Source organism: Streptomyces sp. NPDC044044 (assembly GCF_056434405.1).
Genome location: NZ_JBWKFG010000009.1, coordinates 91,975 through 109,568, shown reverse-complemented (window position 1 = coordinate 109,568; position 17,594 = coordinate 91,975). Strand labels below are relative to the sequence as shown.

16 protein-coding genes are annotated in these 17,594 nt (G+C 70.7%); 8 read left to right on the top strand and 8 right to left on the bottom strand.

The features are described from left to right. Positions 1 to 18: 18 nt before the first annotated feature. A complete protein-coding gene (locus AC07AG_RS31225) occupies positions 19 to 819 on the top strand; it encodes a polysaccharide deacetylase family protein (protein ID WP_478759489.1) in 801 nt (266 codons plus the stop codon). After that, positions 812 to 4,699, top strand: a complete 3,888-nt coding sequence (locus tag AC07AG_RS31220; RefSeq protein WP_478759488.1) for a lipopolysaccharide biosynthesis protein — start codon at positions 812 to 814, stop codon at positions 4,697 to 4,699. Before AC07AG_RS31225 ends, AC07AG_RS31220 begins: the two co-directional genes overlap by 8 nt. A gap of 28 nt (positions 4,700 to 4,727) precedes the next feature. On the opposite strand, the gene AC07AG_RS31215 is transcribed toward AC07AG_RS31220, so the two are convergent. Continuing rightward, the gene (locus tag AC07AG_RS31215; protein ID WP_478759487.1) at positions 4,728 to 6,152 is read right to left on the bottom strand and encodes a GH39 family glycosyl hydrolase; all 1,425 of its coding nucleotides are present in this window, start codon (positions 6,150 to 6,152) and stop codon (positions 4,728 to 4,730) included. A gap of 173 nt (positions 6,153 to 6,325) precedes the next feature. Here AC07AG_RS31215 and AC07AG_RS31210 point away from each other — a divergent pair, with 173 nt between their 5' ends. Continuing rightward, a complete protein-coding gene (locus AC07AG_RS31210) occupies positions 6,326 to 7,420 on the top strand; it encodes a DUF5925 domain-containing protein (protein ID WP_478759486.1) in 1,095 nt (364 codons plus the stop codon). Between the two features lie 144 nt (positions 7,421 to 7,564). Here AC07AG_RS31210 and AC07AG_RS31205 read toward each other — a convergent pair whose 3' ends face one another. Next, complete coding sequence (locus tag AC07AG_RS31205) at positions 7,565 to 7,954, bottom strand: GntR family transcriptional regulator (RefSeq protein WP_478759485.1); 390 nt, start codon at positions 7,952 to 7,954, stop codon at positions 7,565 to 7,567. A 70-nt stretch (positions 7,955 to 8,024) separates the two neighbouring features. On the opposite strand from AC07AG_RS31205, the gene AC07AG_RS31200 reads away from it, so the two are divergent. Both AC07AG_RS31200 and AC07AG_RS31195 read left to right on the top strand, forming a co-directional pair. Next, a complete protein-coding gene (locus AC07AG_RS31200) occupies positions 8,025 to 8,954 on the top strand; it encodes an N-acetyltransferase family protein (protein WP_478759484.1) in 930 nt (309 codons plus the stop codon). Next, positions 8,935 to 9,474, top strand: a complete 540-nt coding sequence (locus AC07AG_RS31195; RefSeq protein WP_478759483.1) for a ribonuclease FAU-1 family protein — start codon at positions 8,935 to 8,937, stop codon at positions 9,472 to 9,474. Before AC07AG_RS31200 ends, AC07AG_RS31195 begins: the two co-directional genes overlap by 20 nt. 53 nt (positions 9,475 to 9,527) lie before the next feature. Here the strand turns inward: AC07AG_RS31195 and AC07AG_RS31190 are convergent, their stop codons facing one another. After that, positions 9,528 to 10,628, bottom strand: coding sequence for a methyltransferase domain-containing protein (locus AC07AG_RS31190; RefSeq protein WP_478759482.1), 1,101 nt, complete (start codon positions 10,626 to 10,628; stop codon positions 9,528 to 9,530). 108 nt (positions 10,629 to 10,736) lie between these two features. Here AC07AG_RS31190 and AC07AG_RS31185 point away from each other — a divergent pair, with 108 nt between their 5' ends. Next, on the top strand, positions 10,737 to 10,877 hold the full coding sequence (locus AC07AG_RS31185) for a hypothetical protein (RefSeq protein WP_478759481.1): 141 nt from the start codon (positions 10,737 to 10,739) through the stop codon (positions 10,875 to 10,877). Positions 10,878 to 10,910: 33 nt separating this feature from the next. Here AC07AG_RS31185 and AC07AG_RS31180 read toward each other — a convergent pair whose 3' ends face one another. From AC07AG_RS31180 to AC07AG_RS31165, 4 genes are read right to left on the bottom strand one after another with little or no spacing between them, the layout of a single operon-like run. After that, positions 10,911 to 11,354 (bottom strand): GNAT family N-acetyltransferase, encoded by a 444-nt coding sequence (locus AC07AG_RS31180; RefSeq protein WP_478759480.1) that lies wholly within the window; start codon positions 11,352 to 11,354, stop codon positions 10,911 to 10,913. Further along, positions 11,351 to 12,859, bottom strand: a complete 1,509-nt coding sequence (locus AC07AG_RS31175; RefSeq protein ID WP_478759479.1) for a tripartite tricarboxylate transporter permease — start codon at positions 12,857 to 12,859, stop codon at positions 11,351 to 11,353. Before AC07AG_RS31175 ends, AC07AG_RS31180 begins: the two co-directional genes overlap by 4 nt. A gap of 1 nt (position 12,860) precedes the next feature. After that, complete coding sequence (locus tag AC07AG_RS31170; protein ID WP_478759478.1) at positions 12,861 to 13,400, bottom strand: tripartite tricarboxylate transporter TctB family protein; 540 nt, start codon at positions 13,398 to 13,400, stop codon at positions 12,861 to 12,863. Next, positions 13,397 to 14,380 (bottom strand): Bug family tripartite tricarboxylate transporter substrate binding protein, encoded by a 984-nt coding sequence (locus AC07AG_RS31165; protein WP_478759933.1) that lies wholly within the window; start codon positions 14,378 to 14,380, stop codon positions 13,397 to 13,399. Before AC07AG_RS31165 ends, AC07AG_RS31170 begins: the two co-directional genes overlap by 4 nt. Positions 14,381 to 14,627: 247 nt before the next feature. On the opposite strand from AC07AG_RS31165, the gene AC07AG_RS31160 reads away from it, so the two are divergent. Both AC07AG_RS31160 and AC07AG_RS31155 read left to right on the top strand, forming a co-directional pair. Then, on the top strand, positions 14,628 to 15,314 hold the full coding sequence (locus AC07AG_RS31160; protein ID WP_478759477.1) for a response regulator: 687 nt from the start codon (positions 14,628 to 14,630) through the stop codon (positions 15,312 to 15,314). Between the two features lie 250 nt (positions 15,315 to 15,564). Continuing rightward, positions 15,565 to 16,560: a lytic polysaccharide monooxygenase auxiliary activity family 9 protein gene (locus AC07AG_RS31155; protein WP_478759476.1), complete on the top strand. Its 996-nt coding sequence runs from the start codon at positions 15,565 to 15,567 to the stop codon at positions 16,558 to 16,560. Positions 16,561 to 16,625: 65 nt separating this feature from the next. Here AC07AG_RS31155 and AC07AG_RS31150 read toward each other — a convergent pair whose 3' ends face one another. Beyond that, on the bottom strand, positions 16,626 to 17,489 hold the full coding sequence (locus AC07AG_RS31150) for an esterase/lipase family protein (protein WP_478759475.1): 864 nt from the start codon (positions 17,487 to 17,489) through the stop codon (positions 16,626 to 16,628). Positions 17,490 to 17,594 lie beyond the last annotated feature (105 nt).

Genomic DNA, 17,594 nt, shown 5'->3' with positions numbered 1-17,594 from the left:
CGGCCGAGGGGGGCCGCCATGAACGCTCCCGTCCCGATACTCATGTATCACTCGATCGCGCATGAACCGACCCTGGAGACACGGGATTTGTCCGTGTCTCCAGGGGCGTTCGCCGAGCAGCTCGAGCTGCTCGGCGAACGCGGGTTCACGCCGCTGAGCACGGCCGGGCTCGCCGCGATCTGGCGCACCCCCGGCCGGACGCTGCCGGCCAGGCCCGTCCTGATCACCTTCGACGACGGCTACGAAGGCGTGCACCGGCACGCCCTGCCCGTGCTCGCCAAGCACGGCTTCGCCTCGACGCTCTTCGTCTCCACCGGCTGGCTGCGCGGCGCGCACGACACCGGGGGCGGCCTCGACGTGATGCTCGGCTGGGACCAGGTGCGCGAACTGGCCGCCGCGGGCACGGAGATCGGCGGGCACAGCCACACGCACCCGCAGCTCGACCAGCTGGACGACGACGACCTCTGGTTCGAGCTCCGCCGCTGCAAGGAGATCGTCACCGACGAACTCGGCACCGACCCCGCCTCCTTCGCCTACCCGTACGGCTATTCGAGCCGCAGGGTGCGCCGCATGGTGCGCAGCGCCGGATTCGCCCAGTCGCTCGCGGTCGGCAACGGCCTCGCACGGCGCACCCAGGGTCCTTACGCCCTGCAGCGGGTGACCGTGCGCCGCTCCACCGGCATCGAGGAGTTCGAGCGGCTCGTCGAGGGCCGTGCGATCGCCCGCAATTTCGCCAGGGACCGTGCCCACACCAAGGGGTACGCCGTGGTCCGCAGAGTCCGCCAGGCCCGCCGGAAGGCAACTCGTACCCGTGTCTGACACGTCGACCGCCCAGGCAGACGTCTCTGGGACTCCGAGCACCGAACAGCAGCCGCCGTCCGGCAAGCCGGGCAGGCCGCGCAGATTACGCCTGCCCGGCGGGGGCGGCGGCTCCGGCGGCGGGAGTCCGCTGTTCCGCAATGCCTACGCCCTGATGCTGAACACCGGCATCTCCGGCGTGCTCGGCCTCGGGTTCTGGCTGGCCGCCGCTCGGTACTACTCGGAGTCGGCCGTCGGCCAGGGCTCGGCGGCGATCGCCGCCATGAAGTTCCTGGCGGGGCTCACCGCCCTCACTCTGATGGGGGCCCTCGCCCGCTTCATCCCCGTCGCGGGGCGCGCCACGGGCCGGTTCATCTTCCGTACGTACGCGGGCAGTTCGCTGGTCGTGGCGTGCGCCGCGCTGATCTTCCTGTTCACGCTCGACCTGTGGGGACCCTCGTACAGATTCCTGCACGGTCCGCTGAACGGCCTCGGCTTCATCGCCGCGGTCGTCGCCTGGTCGCTGCTCACCCTGCAGGACGGGGTGCTCACGGGGCTGCGCAGCGCGCTGTGGGTGCCGGTCGGCAACACCATCTTCTCGGTCGTCAAGCTGGGGCTGCTCATCGCGTTCGCCGCGGCGATCCCGACGGCCGGTGTGTTCGTGTCGTGGGTCGCCGCGATCGCCCTTTCGGTCATCCCGCTCGGCTATCTGGTGTTCCGGCGGCTCGTGCCACGGCATGTGAAGGCCACCCAGGACAAGGCGCAGCCGCCGACGCTGCGCGAGATCGGCCGTTTCCTCGCGGGCGACTACACCGGCTCGCTCTTCTCGCTCGCCGTGGTCTATCTCGTACCGGTGATCGTCGCCTCACAGGTCAGCTCGGTCGACAATGCGTACTTCTACATCACCACCACGATCGGCGGCACGGTCAATCTGCTCGCCATCAACATGGGGGCCTCGCTGACCGTCGAGGGCGCGCACGACCCGGCGCGGCTCGCGGCCAACACCCGTGCCGCGCTGCGCCGCATGGCGCGCATCATGCTGCCGGTGTGCGGTCTGCTCTTCATCGGCGCGCCCTTCATCCTGCGGGTCTTCGGCCAGGGGTACGCGGACGCGGCGACGCCGCTGCTGCGCTGGTTCGCGGTGGGCGCGGCGCTGCGGGTCGTCATGGAGACCTACTTCGCGGTGCAGCGCGCGCAGAGCCGTACGTCGGGGATCGCCTGGCTGCAGGGCCTGCTGTGCGTCCTCGTGCTCGGCCTGACGCTGATCCTGCTGCCGCGGATGGGGCTGACGGGTGCGGGTGTCGCCGAGATCTCCAGCCTCGCGGTGATCGTGGCGATCGCGGCGCCGAAGCTGTACCGGGTGGCGCGGGGGGTGCCCGCCTCCGCGTCGGACGAGGGCGGGGCACCGGACGGCGACCTCGCCGATCTGGGGACGCCCGAGGCACCGCATCCGGCCGCCGCCGACCAGGAGCCGGAGCAGAAGAAGGAGCGGCGCGGGCCTGCGTGGGCGCTGCGCGAGACACTGGACTCGGAGACCCTGCAGCTGGCCGTGCAGACCGACTTCGAGCATCCGGAGCGCAGGCCCGACATGCGTCCCGGACCCGGAACTCCCGCGTCCGGAACACCTGCCTTCGGGAAGGCCGCTTCCGGCGGGCCTGCTGCCGGGAAGCCCGCTTCCGAGAGGTCCGCGGGCACGGGGGACGAGGGGGACGACATGGAGCACCGGCCGACCTGGGCGCTGAGAACACCGCTCAAGCCACGCGAACCGGGACCGTCCTCACCGATTCCCGCCTCCGTCTCCTCGGCCGTCACCGCGCCCGCCGAGGAGCCGGGCACCGACGCACACGCGGTGGAGCCGTCGACCGGGTCCGCCGTCACGCCCGAGCCGCTCCCCCGCCGCCGCACCCTCTTCATGGCGCTGCTCCTCGCCTTCGCGCTCGCCCTCTACTGGCTGCCCGTCGTGGGCTTCACCGAGGCGGACCTGGACGCGATGGGCGGCCTCGGGCTCATCTCCGTCCTGCCCGTGCCGACCCTGCTCGGGGCCGCGCTGCTCGTCGTCGTCTTCGCCTCGCTGCTCTGGATGGAACGGCCGCACAAGGCACTGCTCCTGGTGACGCTGATCTCCACGGTGGTGTGCCTGCACGCGCTGCCCGCCGTGCTCGAGGACGTGCCGCGGTTCGCGACGGCCTGGCAGCACCTGGGCTTCATGGAGTACATCGACAGGACCGGCTCGGCGGTGCCCGACCTGGACGCGCGCTGGAGCTGGCCCGGGTTCTTCGCCGCGGCCACGTTCGTGGCCAAGGCGTGCGGCGTCTCGGACATGACCGAGGTCATCCGCTGGTGGCCGCTGGCCATGCAACTGCTCTATCTGGCACCGATGTTCCTGCTCGTGCGCTCCATGCGGGCGTCCTGGCGCGCCAAGTGGGCCGGGCTGTGGATCTTCGCCCTGAGCGGCTGGGTCGGCCAGGACTACTTCTCCCCGCAGGGCTTCACGTATCTGCTCTATCTGGTGTTCGTCGCGGTGCTCCTGGTGTGGTTCCGCGCGCCCCACGTGCTGTGGGCCAAGCGCCGCCCCGGCGAGCTGGAGGTCGAGCCCGTCGACCGGCGCCAGCGCGCGGTGCTCCTCGTGGTCCTGATCGCCCTGTTCGCGGCGACGGTCCCCGCGCACCAGCTCACGCCGTTCGTGATGCTCGGCGTGCTGGCCCTGCTCGTCCTGGTGGGCCGCTCGGAGCTGCGCGGCCTGCCGATCCTCTTCGCGGTCCTCGTCGCCGTCTGGGTGGGCTTCCTCGCGGAGCCGTACTGGTCGGGGCACTTCGACGAGCTGTTCGGCGGCATCGGCGGCGTCGGCGGCAATGTGTCGTCGTCGGTGTCCGGACGGATCGAGGGCGGCAGTTCGACCCACCAACTCGTCCTGTACGCGCGCGTGGCGCTGGCCGGCGGCGTCATGGCCCTAGCCTGCTGGGGCTGGTGGCGGCGGCGCGACCACAAGTACACCGAGCGCTCGCTGCTCGTCCTGACCTTCGTGCCGTTCCTGGGCTTCGGCATGCAGTCGTACGGCGGCGAAATGGCCCTGCGGGTCTTCATGTTCGCGCTGCCGGGCGCAGCGCTCCTGGCGGGGCTCGCGCTCTTCCCGCGCGCGGGCATCACCGCGAAGGAGCGGGACCGCGACCGGGTGAGCCTGGCGCCCCTTGCCGCGCTGATGGCGGGCCTCGTCCTGATGGGCGGCTTCCTGGTGGCGCGCTGGGGCAACGAACCCTTCGAGCGGACCCGGGCCGGCGAGGTCGCCGCGATGGAGTACGTGTACGAGCACGACGACCCGACGGTGCGGCTGCTGTGGATGAGCGACGACACGGTCAACAACGTGACGCCCGCGATGCCTTGGGGCACACGGGACATGGAGAAGGTCCAGTACGTCCCGACCCTCGCCCCGGCCGACCCGGTCCTCGTCTCCAGCCTGGTGAAGGCGCTCAAGGACGCGGGCCCCAACTCGTATCTGATGATCAACAAGGGCCAGACGGTCTATCTCCAGATGGACGTGGGCTACTCAAGGACCTGGGACTCCCGGCTGATCACGAACCTCGACAACCGCCAGGAGCTGAAGAAGGTCCTCACGAACGACGACGCGACCCTCTACACACTGCGCAAGCAGCCGAACGGCCCGGTCGAGAAGGCCGCTCCCGGCCCGATCGGCCCGCAGGTGACGTGGACTCCGTGGTCGGTGATCGGCGCGCTCGCGGCGATCGCCGTGATCCTGCTGCTCACCACCCGTGAGGTCGTGCGGGTGGCGGTGGAGCCGAGCGTGCGGCAGCTGCGCTGGCTGCAGAGCAGCTTCTGGTTCTCACTGCCGCTGCTCGCGGTGCTGCTCGCCTCGCTGATCCAGCGGTTCCTGACGATGGCGTGACGTGGGGGGGGGTGGTGGCTGAGGCGGGTCACCGCTTCAGCCACTTCACCCCGTACCCCTTCAGCTCGAACCGCTTCCCGTCGATCTTCGCGTCGATCGTGCGGTCGAGGGTGTTCACGACGAGCACCGTCTCCTCGTCGGCCAGGACACGGACGTTCGGTACGTCGTCGGGGGCGACGGAGACCTCCTCGAACTTCGTGCCGGGCCCGAACTCCTCGTTGAACCGGGAGAGCATCTTCAGCATCGGCAGCTCCGTGCCGCCGTCCTCCAGCTCGGTGGAGCGCCACAGGCAGCCCGCGCAGTCCTCGCCCCTGTTCTGCGGGTTCCAGTAGAAGCCGCTGGTCGCGCCGCCGCGGGCCATCGCCATCAGGCCGGACGCCTGGACGGCGACGCGGTGCGGCTCCGACCAGTCGTCACGGTCGTCGTTGCTGTCGCCCGGTTCCACGTAGTACTCGGCCCACCACAGTGGAAGGTCGCCGGTGCGTGAGCGCACCCACTTGCCGACCGCCGTGAGCTTGTCGGTGGCCTTGAACTCGTCGGGGAGCATCTCGTCGTCGACGGTGTAGCTGGAGCCGTCCACGACGACGAAGTCCGCGCCCGTCCTGTTCTTGTTCCAGTAGTCGAAGGCGTCGAGGACGCGCTGGTCCATGCGGCCCCAGGCGCCCTCGACCTTCGTCGACGCCCCCTCGGTCTGGCGCGGGTCGACGCTGTCCATGACGAGGTAGGGGCCACCGACCATGATGTCCTTGTTGACCTTCTTGAGCTCCTTGTAGACCAGGTTGTAGAGCTCGGTGTAGCCCTCGTAGTCCCAGCGGGCCTTCTCGCTGTTCCAGAAGCCCTTGAATTCGTTCCAGACGATGAAGTGCCGTACGTCCGGATAGCGTTTGGCGACCGTCGCCGCGAGCTTCGCGTAGTCCTTGTAGTGGGCGCGGTCCGGGGCGGTCTCCAGGGCCTGCTGGCTCCAGTCGGTGCTGTCCGCGCCGGGCTTGCCGCCCTTCATCCAGTCCGGGGCGCAGCACAGGGTGACGACCGGCGTGGCGTCGGTGGCGCGGATGAAGTCCATCCGCCGGTCCATCGCCTCGAAGTCGTAACGCCCCTTGACCGGCTCGGGGTTGCCCGCGCCCCAGCCCATGATGTGCTGGATCTGCGGCAGCGCGCGCGGCTGCTCGGCGAGCATCGTCTCGGCGCGCCGTGTGGCGGCGTCGGTGCCCTCGTCCGCGCTGTACTGGGTGTGGGTGAAGCCCCAGCCGACGGCCGGCTTCGCCTCGTCGGGCGGGACGGCGGGGGTGCCGTGCACCTTGTCCCCGTCGCGCGTGGTGCCCTCGGTGCCCGTGCCGTCACCGGGGAGCGTGTTGACGACGGTCAGGATCAGGGCCAGTGCGGCCAGAGCAACGCCGAGCAGCGCGGTGAGCCGCCACCGCTGTGCCCCCGAATTCCACCCATGACGTCCCATCAAGGACAAGAGTATCCCCGGCAGTTGGCGGTAGCACGGGTTCCGCGTCACGGGATTGCTGCACCCCGGCGGCTTCCGCGGGCGCACGCGGCGCGTTGGTGCACCTGAACGGAGTACGGCGGAGTACGTAAACCGGGATGCACGAGGGCACTTGTGTGCCGGATCATGGCGGCATGTCTGCGAACCCTCAGGACACCCTGCCGATCCGGCTCAACGTCGACGACAGCGACTCTCCGTCCGATGTCGTGGACGCCCTCTTCCTCGGCCGTTTCGCCACCGGCGAGCAGCCCTTCTCGCACAGCTCCAACATCGACCGCGTCAAGTCCGGCTCCACGCTGCTGCCGCCGGGTGCGACGGTGCTGCGCGCGGCCCGCGACGACGACCGCAGCGCGACGCTCGCCGAGGGCGATGGCTGGACGCTCCTGATCTCCCGCTGGAACCGCGGCGCGGACGTCACGGTGACGGCGACGACCGCCGACCTCGCGGAGAAGGTCCTGAAGCAGGCGACGGACGGCGCGCAGGACGAGCCCGAACCGCAGCCGGACAACGTGACCATGGGGTTCTGGTACGTCTCCCCGAGGCGCGGCCCGCACCGCACCACCCGGCAGATCGCCGCCGGTACGTGGGAGGAGGTGCGGGAGAACTACACCGCGCCGGTCGCCGAGGCGATGGACTCCCTGATGAAGACGACCCCCGAGGACATCTCGGGCCGCCTCCTGCTGCTGCACGGACCGCCGGGCACGGGCAAGACGTCGGCGCTGCGGACGCTCGCGCGGTCCTGGCGGGACTGGTGCCAGGTGGACTGTGTCCTTGACCCGGAGCGGCTGTTCAGCGACGTCGGTTACTTGATGGACATCGCGATCGGCGAGGACGACGGGACGGCGAAGGGCCGCTGGCGGCTGCTGCTCCTGGAGGACTGCGACGAGCTGATCCGCGGGGAGGCGAAGCACACCGCCGGGCAGGCGTTGTCGCGGTTGCTGAACCTGACGGACGGGCTGCTGGGGCAGGGCCGCAACGTCCTGGTCGGCGTCACGACCAACGAGGACCTGGAGCGGCTCCACCCTGCGGTGGTCCGGCCCGGCCGGTGCCTCGCCCGGATCGAGGTCGGCGGCCTGACCCGCGCGGAGTCGGTCGACTGGCTCGGCACGGACGAGGGGGTCTCCCGCGAGGGCGCGACGCTGGCCGAGCTCTACGCGCTGCGGCGCGGAACCTCCCCCACGTCGGTCCCGGACCCCCGGGAGGGGGCGGACGCGGGGCTGTACCTGTAGGCCGGGGGCGGCTGCCCGGGCGGCTGCCCAGCCGCCGCTTCGCGGCAATTCTCTCCCGCCACCCGCCCGTTCACCCCGCAGTGCGGGGGCCACGAACGCCCCTGCCGCCCCTGCCGCCCCTGCCGCCCCTGCCAAGGGCAACGCTCACCCCGAGTCCCCGTAAGCCGCGCGCAACGCGTCCCGCGCGGCGGAAAGCGCCGCCGCCTCGGAGAGCCCGAGCCGCCGAGCCCGCTCGGCGAAAGCCTGGGCGGCGGCCGAAGCCTCCCGCGCCGCCGCGTCACCGGCCGCCGCCACGAACGTCCCGTTACGTCCCCGCGTCTCGATCACCCCGTCCGCCTCAAGGGCCCGATACGCCTTGGCCACCGTGTTGGCGGCGAGCCCCAGCTCCTGGGCGAGCCCCCGCACGGTCGGCAACTTGTACCCCACGGGCAGCGTCCCGCCCCGCGCCTGCTCGGCGATCTGGGCCCGCACCTGCTCGTAGGGCGGCATGCCACTCTCCGCCGCGCCACCGTCGATCTCGATCTTCAAAGTCACGCGGCGATTGTCCCGCACCCCCGGAAAATAAGAGGCACCCCGACGCGCCCCGCGCGTAGCGTGCGGCCCCATGACCGTCCTAGTCCGCGCCCTGCGCCCCGACAGCCGACCCGATGCCGAGGCCTTCGCCGTCGTCCGCCGTGCCTGCGTGCCCGCCATGCTCGCCACCGCCGATTCGATCCGGTTCGACCTGGCGCACGCCCATCCCGACTCCCGCTACCGCCAGTTGGTCGCGGAGGCCGACGGAGAGATCATCGGCACGGCGCAGGTGGGCATCGCCTATGACAGCCCCGACCCCGGACAGGGCTTCGCCAACGTCTACGTACTCCCGGAGCGGCGCGGTCTTGGCGCGGGTTCGCTGATCCTGCGGACGGCGGAGGAGTACCTGGCGGCGGAAGGCGCCACCACGGTCTTCTCCTGGGTCCTCGACGAGCCGGCGAACCGCGCCTTCGCCGCCGCACGCGGCTACCGCGCGAGCCGCTCGGCCCACTTCCTCCGCCTCGACCTGGCAGGCGGCACCCTGCCGCCCCGCCAAGAGCTGCCCGCCGGAGTGGAGTTGCGTACGGGAGCGGAGTTCGGGGAGGACCCGCGCGCCCTCTTCGACCTGGACGCGGAGACGGTGGCGGACGAACCGAGCGATGTAGCGGCGGAGTTCACGGACTACGAACACTGGCTCGCCGAGACCTGGAACCACCCCTTGGTGAACCGCGAGCTGACCTCTGTGGCGGTGGTGGACGGCCGGCCCGCGGCCTTCACGCTGGCCCGCACGGACGACGCGTCGCGCTACGCGAGCGGCATGACCGGCACCGGACGCGCGTTCCGTGGGCGCGGGCTTGCCAAGCTCGCCAAGAACGACTCCCTGCACCGGGCGCGGACCGTGGGCTGCACCGAGGCATTCACCGGGAACGACGCCGGCAACGAGCCGATGCTGGCGATCAACAAGTGGTTCGGCTACGAGATCTGCGCGACGGAGGTACGCCATGTCCGAGACCTCGGCTGACACGGCAGTGGACAAGACGGCCGACAAGGTGGACGTCATCCTGACGAAGGCGGGCCGGACGAAGATCCGCTACCCGGCGGAGGTCGTCGCGGACGACGGCACCGTGGTGACGGTCCGCGCGCCGTGGGCGGCCGCCGGGGTGCGGGACTTCGGCTTCGTACGCTTCGAGCCGGGAGACGTCTTCACGGAGCACTACTGGCGTGACCGCTGGTACGCCGTGAAGGAGGTCCGCACGTCCGCAGGCGTCCTGAAGGGCTGGTACTGCGACGTGACGCGCCCCGCGGTGCGGGACGGCGCCACGCTCACGGTGGAGGACCTGGACCTGGACCTGTGGTGCTCGGCGGACGGCGGGACGATCCTGCGCCTGGACGAGGACGAGTTCGCGGAGAGCGGCCTGTCCGAACGTGACCCCGAGGCAGCGTCCCAGGCCCTGTCGGCCCTGAACACCCTGGAACACCTGGCCCGCACGGGAGCCTCCCTCTCCCCGCCCTTCCCCGGGACGGATCCCACCGCACCGTAAGGGCCACCGGCTCGGCCGGGCCGGACGCTTCCGGCCCGGCCGACCGGGAGAACTCAGCCGTCGGCCTGCGGCCCGAGAGCGACCGCCCTCCCGGCCCCACCCGCCTCGTACGCCACCGCATCCCCCTCCTCCTGCCAGTGCAGAACGAACCGCTCCCCCACCCGCCATGCCTCGAGCCCTGCCCTGCAGTACGCCACCATGTCGTCCGGCAGCGCGTCCGTCCTGTGCCAGCTCAGGTCGTCGCACTTGTGCGGCTCCGCGTTGAACGGTTCGCCGCCCGCGCCGTACGTCGCCTCGAAGAACCAGCCGATGCGGGGGTTCCCACCGGGTCCCCGGTGCTGGATGACCAGTTCGGCGCTCACGTCCTCGGGGGCGAGGTCGATGCCGATCTCCTCCCTCGCCTCGCGGATCACCGCCATACGGACGTCCTCTCCGGGCTCCACGTGGCCGGAGGGGGTGTTGAACAGGCCGTCGCCGTAACCGGTGTTGGCGCGGCGGGCGAGGAGGACCTCATCGCCGCGGCGCAGGATGAGGTGGACGTCCACCACCTCCTTGTGGCGGCGGGGACCGGCGACGTGCGCCATGATCGCGTACCGCTCGTCCTCCACCCTCTTCCCCCACAACCGCTCGTCGCCCGAAAGGCGTTCGGAGTGGAGGCGGCCTGCCATGGGTGTCAGTGCGCTGATCAGGCGGGACGCGGGGACGCCGGAAGGGTTCGTCGTGCCCCACACGCCCTCGATCAGGATCAGGCGTCCGCCCCGTCGCAGCAGCCCGCACCAGTGCCGCAGCGTCGCTTCCGGGTCCGGCACCATCCACAGCACGTGCCGGGCCAGGATCACGTCGAACCGGCGCCCCTCCACCGGCGGCTCCCACGCGTCACCGACCAGCACTTCCGCCTCATGCCCCGACAGCTTCTCGCGGGCCCGTTCCACCATCTTCGGCGACAGGTCCACCGCCGTGACGTGATGCCCCCGCTCGGCCGCGAGCAAGGACAGGCTTCCGGTGCCGCAGCCCAGGTCAAGGACGTCGCCGGGGGTCTTCGGCAACCAGTCCCCCAGGCGCTGTGCCCACGCCTCCCGCACCTCCGCGTCCCGCAGCCCGTGGTCCGGCTCTTCGTCGAAGGTGGCCGCCTGCGCGTCCCAGTCGATGCTCATCCGGCGATGGTGACACTCGCCACTGACAATCCGAATCGGATGAGAAACCCTCCCCGCGGAGGTCTACAGACGTCCCACCTTGGACATCGGTAGTACAGGGAGGCAGCCATGCGCCGTGTGACCGTGCACAAGACCGTCGGTAAGCCCACCAATCGGCAGATCCGGGAGAAGCACGAATCCGAGGACCGGCCCCGCGAGCGCCCGGAGGTCCGCAAGGACATCCAGCGGACCTGGTGGCCCGACGGGTGAGAGCCGGCGCCCGCAGGCGCGGGACACGAGCCGCTAGAGGGTCTTCCTGTAGTGGTAGCGGTCGTACGGGCCGTCCACCCTGCGCTCCACCATCTCGTAGCCGTATCTCGGGTAGATCTTCTGGTTCTCCCACATCATCGCGTTCGTGTAGAGCCTGATCTCGGGGAGACCGAGCTCCCGCGCCCGCTCGTCCACGAAGGTGAGCAGGCGGCGGCCCACCCCTTGGCCCGCGGCCTCGGGGTGGACCGCGATGCTGTCCAGGAACAGATGGTCCTCGTGCGGGACGAGGACCAGGACACCCACCACCGGATCCCCGGTGACGTACACCCGCCCGGCCGACACCTCCGCCGCGTGGTCCGCCTCCATGGGGACGGGCACGACACCGATGCGCTCGATGTAGGGGTGGTACGCGGCGTCCGTCACCGCCTTCACGGCGGGGACGTCGGCGGCGGTGGCGAGGCGGATGTCAGCTGTCATGCCTTTACGTCTACGTCAGTCCTCCTGCCCCGCACCAGCAGTTTCTTCAGGAGCGGCCAGAGCACGATCAGCGCGATGATCACGTACACCGTGATCGAGAAGGCCGTGTCGAACAGGCCGCTGACGCTTCCGTCGCTGATCTGCAGGGCGCGGCGCAGCTGTTGTTCCGCGTTCGGGCCGAGGATGACGCCGATGACCGCGGGCAGGACCGGCAGGCCGTAGCGTCGCATGCCGAAGCCGATCAGGCCGATGATCAGCAGGATCACCAGGTCGAGGGCCTCGCCGCCGACCGCGTACGCGCCCACCGCCGCGAAGAAGAGGATGCCCGCGTAGAGGTAGGGCCTCGGGATGCGCAGGAGCTTCGCCCAGACCGGGGCCAGGGGCAGGTTCAGGGCCAGGAGCAGGACCATGCCCACGAAGAGGGACGCGATCAGGCCCCAGACCAGGTCCGGTTCGCGTTCGAAGAGGAGCGGGCCCGGCTGGATGCCGTACTGCTGGAAGGCGGCGAGCATCACGGCCGCCACGGCTGTCGTGGGCAGCCCCAGGGTCAGCATGGAGACGAGTGTTCCGGCCGCCGACGCCGATGACGCCGACTCGGGGCCCGCCACTCCCTCGATCGCGCCCTTGCCCCACTCGTCCTTGTGCTTGGACAGGCGCTTCTCGGTGACGTACGAGAGGAAGGTGGGGATCTCCGCCCCGCCGGCCGGGATCGCGCCGAACGGGAAGCCGATGAGCGGACCGCGCAGCCAGGACTTCCAGGTGCGCTTGACGTCGGCCTTGCCGAGCCAGGGGCGGCCGACGGGGATCGCCTCGCCGCTGGTGCGGCGCAGGTGGGCCGCGACCCACAGGGCCTCGCCGATCGCGAAGAGGCCCACCGCGACGATCACCACGTCGATGCCGTCGGCGAGTTGGAGCGAGCCGAAGGTCAGGCGCTGCTGTCCGGTCATCTGGTCGAGGCCGACCAGGCCGAGGGTGAGGCCGATGAGGAGCGAGGCGAGTCCTCGTACGCGCGAGGAGCCGAGCACGGACGTCACCGCGATGAACGCGAGGACCATGATGGCGAAGTAGTCGGGCGCCCCGATGTCGACCGCGAGGTCGGCGACCGTCGGTGCGAGCGCCACCAGGAGGATCGTGCCGATGATGCCGCCCGCGAAGTGCCCGATGGCGGCGGCCGCGAGCGCCTGAGCGCCGCGCCCCGCCTTGGCCATCGGGTTGCCCTCCATGGCGGCCACCACCGCGGCGCTCTCACCTGGGGTGTTCAGGAGGATGGAGGTCGTCGAGCCGCCGAACATCGCCCCGTAGTAGATGCCCGCGAACATGATGAACGCGCCGGTCGGCTCCAGGCCGTACGTCACGGGCAGCAGGAGTGCCACCGCCATCGCGGGGCCGATGCCGGGCAGGACGCCGATCGCGGTGCCCAGGAGCACGCCGACGGCGGCCCAGAGCAGGTTCATGGGGGTGAGGGCCGTGCCGAAGCCGTCCATCAGGGAGTTGAAGGCGTCCATGTCACAGCACTCCCATCAGCGGTCCGCCGGGGAGCGGCACCCCGAGCAGGTTGTTGAAGACGACGTACGTGAGGAGGGAGATCCCTGCCGCGATGAGCGGATCGCGGTCGAGGTGACGGCTGCCGAGGGCGTACGCGGCGCCCCAGAAGAGCAGGGCGCCCGCGATGGGGAAGCCGAGCGGTTCGATGAGGACGGCGGCGCCGAGGAAGACTCCGGCGAGGAGCAGCACGGTGCGCCAGTCGGCGGGTTCGGACAGGTCGATGTCCTCGCCGCCCTCGGCTTCGCCGCGACCGCCGCGCAGGACGTCGATCGCGAGGATCACGGCGACGACGAGGAGTCCGACGCCCACGGCGATCGGGACCGTCTTGGGGCCGATGGGGCCGCGCTGGGCGATCTCGACGTCCATGGTGAGCGCGTCGGTGAGGACGAGGATGCCGAGGGCCAACAGCATGACGCACACGCCGAGTTCGGAGTTTTCGCGCAGCCAGGACCGGCGACCGCCGCCGCGCTCGTCCAGCGGGGTTTCGGTGCTCGTCGTCACAGTCCCAGCTCCTTCAGCACGGACACCACGCTCTTGTCCTGGGCGGCCAGGAAGTCACCGAACTTGTCGCCGGTGAGGAAGGCGTCGTCCCAGCCGTTGGTCTTGAGGGACTTGCGCCACTGAGGGGAGTCGTGCAGCTTCCTGACCAGGCCGGTGAGCTTCTTGCGTTCCGCGTCGGAGAGGCCGGGCGGTGCGACGATGCCGCGCCAGTTGGTGAAGTCCACGTCGTAGCCGGACTCCTTGAGGGTCGGCCCGTCCAGGCCCTTGGCCCGCTTGGGCCCGGTGGTGGCGAGGAGCCGCAGCTCGCCCGACTTGATCTGGTCGAGGTACTCGCCGACGCCCGAGACGCCGAAGGCGACCTTCTTGCCGAGGATCGAGGCGAGGAGTTCGCCGCCGCCGTCGAAGGGGACGTAATTGACCTTCTTCGGGTCGATCCCGGCGGCGCGCGCCATCAGCATGGGCGCGAGGTGGTCGGGGCCGCCCGGGGAGGAGCCGCCGCCGACGGGGAGTTTGCCCGGGTTCTTCTTCCAGGCGGTGACCAGCTGCTTGATGTCCTTGTACGGCGAGTCCTTGGCGACCACGACGACGTCCGGCTCTTCGGTGAGGCGGGCGATGGGAGTGGTGTCGGCGAGGGTCTTGGGCGAGTCGTTGGAGCGTGCGGCGCCCACGACGCCCAAGCCCATGGACATGGCGAGCTTGCCGTTGCCGTGCTCGCCGACGAGGCGGCTGAGGCCCACGGTGCCGCCTGCGCCGGGGAGGTTGAACACCTCGATGTTGTGGGTGAGTCCTGCGTCCTCGGCGTTCTTCGCCGCGGTGCGGGCGGTGATGTCGTAGCCGCCGCCGGGCGTGTTGGGGACCATGAGGCGCAGGCCGGGGATCTGTGTGCCGGTCTCGGCGTCGCTGCCCGTCGAGAGCAGCGGCGGCCCTGCGAGCACGAGCAGCGCGGCCCCGAGCAGGGCAAGGGGTGTGCGCAGACGCACGTGTGCCACCACCTGTCGGTACGTAGTCATTGCTGGGGATACGGGGAAACGGGGAACGGGGATACGTAGTCATTGCTGGGGAGTTGCTGCGGCCGGGTTCCCCGTGGGGGCGGGAACCCGGCCGCCGTCCGCGGGGACGGGGATACCTGTGAGGTGGCCCACATGTTGCCTGCGCGTTAAGAAGCTGTCTCTCTTCCGGAATCAACGGACGTTGTGGTCGTTGTGGTCGCGCCCTTAGCCTGCGGCGATGACAAGGGTGCTGGTCGTGGACGACGACTTCATGGTCGCCAAACTGCACAGCCGTTATGTGTCCGCGGTGGACGGGTTCTCGGTGGTGGGAGTGGCGCACAGCGGCACGGAGGCGCTGGCCGCGGTGGAGCGGCTGCGCCCCGATCTCGTACTCCTTGACGTCTATCTGCCCGATATGGACGGCATCGCGGTGCTACGGGAGTTGCGTGCCGTGGAGGAGCGCGACCGGGACCGGCAGCCGCTGGACGCGCTGTTCATCACGGCGGCACGGGACGCGGAGATCGTGCGGGCGGCGCTGCGGGCCGGTGCGCTGCACTACCTGATCAAGCCGTTCAACCAGGCGGCGCTGCGGGAGCAGTTGCTGCACGTGGCGGCGGTGCGGGCCCGACTGGACGGCCTGGACGAGGCGCGCCAGGAGGACATCGACCAGATCTTCGGCCCCCGCCCGCCCGGCTCCCGAGAACTCCCGAAGGGCCTGGCGGCCCACACAGCGGACCTGGTCGAGCAGACACTGCGGGGGCACCCGGGCGGCCTCTCCGCCTCGGAGTGCGCGCAGGAGGGCGCACTGTCACGGGTCAGCGCGCGCCGCTACCTGGAGTTCTTCGCGGACACGGGGCGGGTCGAGGTGACGCTGAAGTACGGGGGGACGGGGCGGCCGGAGCGGCGGTATCGGTGGGTGCGGTAGGGGACCGGACCGCTCGCCTGGGGCAATTCGGGCACGACCTGAGCGGAGCCTGAGGGCTCCCTTAACCCCACCATAAAGATCGCCATCACCCCCTCCCAGCAGGCGAATTCGGGGTTTTCAGCGGCTAGTTTTCTCGTCGCCGGGCCGGTTACGAACCGTCGGCGCCGCACGCAATCGGGGGGCGGCACCGGCCGTTCGCAACCGTCTCGTGTCCCCCACCCCCCAGAACCGCCGCTGAGGAGAACCACTCATGACCGCACGTCGCAAGGTCGCCGCGATCGCCGCCGCCGGGATCGCCCCGCTCGCCCTGACCGCCCTGTCGGCCGCCCCCGCCGCCGCGCACGGTTCGATGACGGACCCGGTGAGCCGTGTCTCCGCGTGCTTCCAGGAAGGCCCGGAGTCGCCGACCTCGGCTGCCTGCAAGGCGGCCGTGGCGGCCAGTGGCACGCAGGCCTTCTACGACTGGAACGGCGTGAACATCGCCAACGCCGCGGGCAAGTCGAAGGAGATCATCCCCGACGGCAAGCTCTGCAGCGCGGGCAACGACAAGTACAAGGGCCTCGACCTGCCGCGCGCCGACTGGCCGTCCAGCAAGATGTCCGGCGGCAACCACACCTTCCGCTACAAGGGCACCGCACCGCACAAGGGCTCCTTCGAGCTGTACATCACGAAGGACTCGTACGACCCGACCAAGCCCCTGAAGTGGTCGGACCTGGAGGAGAAGCCGTTCGTCGACGTCGCCGACCCCAAGATGGAGAACGGCGACTACGTCTTCGACGGCAAGGTCCCGGCCAAGTCGGGCCGCCACCTGATCTACTCGGTCTGGCAGCGCTCGGACTCCCCCGAGGCCTTCTACACCTGCTCCGACGTCGTCTTCGGCAAGGACAGCGGTGGCGAGGCCGCCGCGGCTCCGGCCCCGACCGCCTCCGCGCCCTCCGAGAAGGACATCGCCGCGGGCGCCGAGAAGTCCACCGTCGAGCACCACGGCCACGGCGACAGCGACGCCAAGACGGGCGCCGAGGCCTCCGAGGCCGCCCCGGCGGCGGGTGACGACGCCGCGGCCAACCAGCCCGAGGTGAACGGCGGCGCCGAGAAGCCCGTCGCTGCGGCCGACGAGAACCTCGCCGAGACCGGCGGCGACAGCAACACCCCGTACATCGCGATCGGCGGCGCCGCCGCGCTCGCCATCGGTGCCGCGGCCATGTTCGGCACGGCCCGCCGCCGGACGGCGCGCCACGGCCGCTGAACCGGCTGAGCATCGACGGGCCGCCGTCCTCCCGTGCGTCAGGGGAGGACGGCGGCCCTCTGCCGTCAGGAGAAGCAGGTGCTCGGTGTCGCGTGCGCCGGGTCGAGCGCGTTCGCGACCTCGTGGTGCGCGACCCGGTCGAGGATCCCTATCGCCACGTGCTCCGACAGGTCGACGGGGCACAGGTCCTGGACGGTCACGTTGCGCACGCCGGGGCCGTTCAGGAATTGCGTGCGGTACGGGGTGACCACCTCGTCGTACTTGGTGGCGATGACGGTGTAGCGCACGCCGGGGACGGTGTCGCCGCCTTCGTTGAGCTTGGTCAGGAACGGTGATCCGGCCACCTGGTCGGCGAGGCTCGGGGTCTTGGTGGTGAGCAGGTCCTCGATGCCCGGGAAGTAGGGCAGCAGCTTGGTGAGGCCGAGCAGGGTCGTGCCGTGGTTGTCGGGCGCGAGTCCGACCAGGGCGTTCACCTTCTGCGCGCCGCCGAGGAACTTCAGGTAGTAGCGGGGCATCATGCCGCCCTGCGAGTGGCCGACGAGGTCCGCCTTCGCGGCGCCCGTCGAGGCGAGCACCTTGTCGACGAAACCGTCGAGCTGCTCGGCCGACTTGTCGATCGGGCCGAGCCCGTTGAAGAACGGCACTCCGGGCAGCTGGCCGTAGTCGAGGGAGTAGACGCAGTAGCCGCGCCTCACCAAGTAGGGCGCCAGGACGAGCCAGTTGTCGATGGAGTTGCCGAAGGTGCCATGGACCAGGACCACGGGGCGGGGGTGGGCGGCCGACGGCTTGCAGTCGTAGTCGTTCCAGCCGCGCGACGAGGCGGTGGCGGCAGGTGCGGCGGACGCCGTGGCGGCGGGGGTGAGGGTGAGCGCGCCCGTCATGAGCAGGGCGGCGGCAAGCGCTCTGAGCGCTCGTCTCCAGGGCAGCATCGTGTGATCTCCTTGCGGCTCAAGGGAGTTGCGATGGATGAGCCCTGTGATCCGGATCACGAGGATGCCGTGCACACGCCAAATTAGGGGCCGGTCGTAGAAGTG

Bases quoted from the DNA above. Each gene is read 5' to 3' on its own strand.
- AC07AG_RS31225 (WP_478759489.1), top strand. From the start codon at position 19: ATGAACGCTCCCGTCCCGATACTCATGTATCACTCGATCGCGCATGAA.
- AC07AG_RS31215 (WP_478759487.1), bottom strand. From the start codon at position 6,152: ATGGGACGTCATGGGTGGAATTCGGGGGCACAGCGGTGGCGGCTCACC.
- AC07AG_RS31210 (WP_478759486.1), top strand. From the start codon at position 6,326: ATGTCTGCGAACCCTCAGGACACCCTGCCGATCCGGCTCAACGTCGAC.
- AC07AG_RS31200 (WP_478759484.1), top strand. From the start codon at position 8,025: ATGACCGTCCTAGTCCGCGCCCTGCGCCCCGACAGCCGACCCGATGCC.
- AC07AG_RS31195 (WP_478759483.1), top strand. From the start codon at position 8,935: ATGTCCGAGACCTCGGCTGACACGGCAGTGGACAAGACGGCCGACAAG.
- AC07AG_RS31190 (WP_478759482.1), bottom strand. From the start codon at position 10,628: ATGAGCATCGACTGGGACGCGCAGGCGGCCACCTTCGACGAAGAGCCG.
- AC07AG_RS31185 (WP_478759481.1), top strand. From the start codon at position 10,737: ATGCGCCGTGTGACCGTGCACAAGACCGTCGGTAAGCCCACCAATCGG.
- AC07AG_RS31180 (WP_478759480.1), bottom strand. From the start codon at position 11,354: ATGACAGCTGACATCCGCCTCGCCACCGCCGCCGACGTCCCCGCCGTG.
- AC07AG_RS31175 (WP_478759479.1), bottom strand. From the start codon at position 12,859: ATGGACGCCTTCAACTCCCTGATGGACGGCTTCGGCACGGCCCTCACC.
- AC07AG_RS31160 (WP_478759477.1), top strand. From the start codon at position 14,628: ATGACAAGGGTGCTGGTCGTGGACGACGACTTCATGGTCGCCAAACTG.
- AC07AG_RS31155 (WP_478759476.1), top strand. From the start codon at position 15,565: ATGACCGCACGTCGCAAGGTCGCCGCGATCGCCGCCGCCGGGATCGCC.
- AC07AG_RS31150 (WP_478759475.1), bottom strand. From the start codon at position 17,489: ATGCTGCCCTGGAGACGAGCGCTCAGAGCGCTTGCCGCCGCCCTGCTC.